Source organism: Synergistaceae bacterium (assembly GCA_012521675.1).
In the GTDB taxonomy this organism is placed as follows: Bacteria; Synergistota; Synergistia; order Synergistales; family Aminobacteriaceae; genus JAAYLU01.
The window spans coordinates 1-3,352 of the sequence record JAAYLU010000021.1; the positions used below are offsets into that span (position 1 = coordinate 1).

The 3,352-nt window shown below is 60.7% G+C and carries 4 protein-coding genes; 2 read left to right on the plus strand and 2 right to left on the minus strand.

What is annotated here, in order from left to right:
• Positions 1-523: hypothetical protein (locus GX181_02325; protein ID NLM70784.1), on the plus strand; the 523-nt coding region annotated here is incomplete at its 5' end.
• 182 nt (positions 524-705) lie between these two features.
• Here the strand turns inward: GX181_02325 and kynU are convergent.
• Both kynU and tsaA read right to left on the minus strand, forming a co-directional pair.
• Positions 706-1,980 carry a kynureninase gene (kynU, locus tag GX181_02330; GenBank protein NLM70785.1) on the minus strand — a complete coding sequence of 425 codons (1,275 nt, stop codon included), beginning with the start codon at positions 1,978-1,980 and terminating at the stop codon, positions 706-708.
• A gap of 200 nt (positions 1,981-2,180) precedes the next feature.
• Entirely contained in the window at positions 2,181-2,573 is a 393-nt protein-coding gene (tsaA, locus tag GX181_02335) for a tRNA (N6-threonylcarbamoyladenosine(37)-N6)-methyltransferase TrmO (GenBank protein ID NLM70786.1), read from the minus strand.
• Positions 2,574-3,002: 429 nt separating this feature from the next.
• Here tsaA and GX181_02340 point away from each other — a divergent pair.
• Positions 3,003-3,352, plus strand: a 350-nt coding sequence (locus tag GX181_02340) for an amidohydrolase (protein NLM70787.1), incomplete at its 3' end; no start/stop codon positions are given.

Consider the following 3,352-nt stretch of genomic DNA (forward strand, 5'->3'; position numbering starts at 1 on the left):
GCTGGTCTACGAGTACCCGTCGCTCAGGCTGTGGGAGCTCGATTCAAGCGAACTCCAATCCAGCGACAACCCCTTCGACTGGGTCCTGCAGGCCGGCAAGTGCGCTCTGGAGGGCGGCAGGAACGAGAGGGTCAAGCTGGACTACCTGGAGTCCGTTATAGACAAGCTTGATGCCAAGGGCTGGAGTCACGACGAGAAGCTGGCTCTGTTGCGCTTCACGGACGCGCTGCTTCATCCGAAGGACCCGCAGCTGCGCAAGGAGTACGACTCATTCAGGGAACAGAGAAGCAAGGAGGGAAAACCGATGCTTATAAGCGTGGTCGAGGAGAGGGCCATAGAGAGAGGCAAGGAGATAGGCAAGGAGATAGGTGAGAAGATAGGAGAGAAGAGAGGCGAGAAAGAAAAGGCCTTCGCCGTCGCATCACGGATGCTTGCCAGCAACGAACCCAAGGAGAAAATACTGGATTACACCGGTATCTCCCCGGAGGAACTGGACGATCTTATCGCAAGTCGAAAGAATTAGGTTCACGTTGGACTATACGGGATCAGGGCAGATCCCTCGGCAAAAAACGCCTCGGGATGACGGAAACAAGTCGTCCCGAGCGCTGGGGAAGGCGGCCAGAAACATGCCGCCCAAGCGATCGACACGAACGGAAAAATAGCGGGGGTGCCGTGTGGCCCCCCGTGCATCTGTTTCCTCTCTCCCTACGAGACTGCGTCGCGCTTGGTGGAGAAGGCCTCGTACTCGCGGGCCTCGACTATCTCCGCCAGAGCGGTGACTGTGCGCTCGACCTCCTCGAAGGTGTTGTACAGAGCCACGGGGGCGAGGCGCACCACTCGGGGCGGTCGGAAGTCGGGGATTATGCCCCTCTTTTTCAGGGCGCAGCAGATGCGCCAGCTCTCGTCGTGCTCGACCGAGACGTGCCCTCCCCTGCGCTCCGGCTCGCGCGGGCTGCCGACCTCGTAGCCGAGATGCGTGAGGCGTTGGTCGACCATCTCGATCAGGAAGCCGGTCAGGGCCAGTGACTTCTTCCGCACCGAGTCGATCCCGGCCTCGTTGAAGAGCTTCAGCGCGCCGTCGAGCGACGCGGCGGAGAGCACGCTCGGGGTCCCCATCTGCCAGGCCCCGGCGGTATGAGCATGCTCGAACGTGATGGACATGTCGAACTGCCGCTCCTTCACGTAGCCGTACCATCCGGCCAGCCCCGGCGTCCGACCGAAGTGGCACCTGTTGACGAAGAGCCCGGCGGGCGAGCCGGGTCCGCCGTTGAGGTGCTTGTAGGTGCACCAGAAGGCGAAGTCCACGTCGTCGTCGTGCAGTCTGTGCGGGACGGAGCCGATCGAGTGGGCGACGTCGAAGCCGATAATGATTCCCCGCTCGTGCGCCGCTCTCGTCAGGCGGGGGATGTCGAGGAGCTGGCCACTCCGGTAGAGCACGCCCGGCAGCATGACCAGGGCGACTGTCTCGTCCATCATCTTGATGATCTCGCCCTCGTCCAGCGTGCGGCCGTCCGAGCTGCGCGCGAGCAGCAGGTCGCGGGAGGGGTCGCCGCCCTTCATGCGGACCTGGCTCCCCAGAGCGTAGAGGTCGGAGGGGAAGTTGAGCTCGTCGGCGAGAATCTTGCGCCGTTCGCCCTCGGGCTCGTAGAATGTCGCGACCAGGGAGTGCAGGTTGGACGTCGTGGAGCCGACCATCACCACCTCGTCCGGGTGCGCGCCGACGATGGGGGCCATCCGCGCCCCAATGCGCTCCCCGTAGGAGAACCAGTCGGGGTCGGCGTCGAGCCAGCCCCCTATGCCGCGGGTTCGCCACTCCTCCGTCGCGCGGTCAAGTGACTCCAGCGCGTCGATGGAGGCGAGTCCGAGGGAATTGCCATCCATGTAAATGCCGTCCTCCAGAAGGTGAAACCTGTTTCGGAATTCCTTCATGGGGTCCGCGGCGTCCAACGCCCTTGCCTCGCTCAACCAGTCACGTGTCATTTTTTAGTCCCTCCTCCGTTGCAATTGGTGCTCCGGCAGCGCCGGATGGACAGGCGAGATCAGTCCGTCCACCTGGAGAAAAGCATAGCAGATAACAACCGCAAGTTAAAGCGGCACCGCACCTGGTACGGTTCTCTGATACAATAATGCAGAATTTTCTTTACGGACGCTTTTTCCGTTCGGGGTTACTGTGCCAGCGGCTACTCTTTCCGAATGATCGACTTTATGTCTATAACCGGGGTACCGTCGAGGGCCTCCAAGGGATGCACCTTCAGCGTTGTTCCGTTCAATTCTACTATCCTCACCCGGTGAAGTCCTATCGGGTTCGGCCTAGAGGGGGACCTGGTGGCGAAGACTCCTTTCAGAGGCACGGTCTTGTCCCCCCTCGGATGCACCCTGAGTCTTTCCCGGTCCGCCAGGTGCAGCCAAGTCAACAGCATGACCTCGCGCCCGACCTCTAGCCCTTCCAGCCCGGCGGCGAACTCCGGGCTCACCTCCACCTCCGCCTCGACTCCGCCCTCGATACCCTGCCTGGGGCACTGCTCGCGGCACTTCAGCGGAGAGTGGATCACCCCTACCGCGCAAAGGGACATTGACGCTCCCGTTGCTTCCTGATCCTGATTCTTGTTGATGGCGACGACCCCCTAAAACACGTCATTCTGTCTACTGCATATTTGAATTATATAAAGAGAAACTGTGCTTCGCAATCGAACTCGCCTGATCCGAGGCTGTCCGCACGCTTGAAAGAGCGTATATGTCACTATTGATCAGCCTCTTTAACCCCTTTTTCTGCAAAAATCAGGGCGCTTTTCCAGAAAGCCTCTCTGATGTAGAATTGAAGACACATTATTCACCAAAACTCAAGGAGGTAGTTCATGAGAGCCATACTCGCCGGGACACTTGAGACCGGGCTTGGCACCACGCGCCACAATGTCACCGTCCTTATCGACGGAGGAAAGATAGTCGAGGTACTGGAGGGTCTGGACCCGAGGGGCGCGGGAGAGGTTACGGACGCGGCCAAAATGGTTGTCACCCCGGGATTCATCGACGCTCACACCCACATCGGGACTTACTGCGAGGGCTTCCCCGAGAGTATGGCGGACGCCAACGACATGGTGGACCCGGTTGCCCCGCAGCTTCGCATCATGGACGCGATCTACCAGGACGACACGGCATTCGCCGATGCGCTGGCGGGCGGAGTGACATGCGTGCAGACCCTGCCGGGAAGCGGCAATGTGATAGGCGGCCAGGGGGCCGTGATAAAGACCGCCACCTCGCGCAACGGAAGAAAGCTAGTGGTTGAGGAGATGCTTGTTTGCGCGCCCTCGTCCATGAAGTCGGCGCTGGGAGAGAACCCGATCAGGGTCTACAC

What these genes read in the sequence shown, in the direction of transcription:
- kynU (NLM70785.1), bottom strand. Translation starts at nt 1,980, where the DNA reads ATGACACGTGACTGGTTGAGCGAGGCAAGGGCGTTGGACGCCGCGGAC.
- tsaA (NLM70786.1), bottom strand. Translation starts at nt 2,573, where the DNA reads ATGTCCCTTTGCGCGGTAGGGGTGATCCACTCTCCGCTGAAGTGCCGC.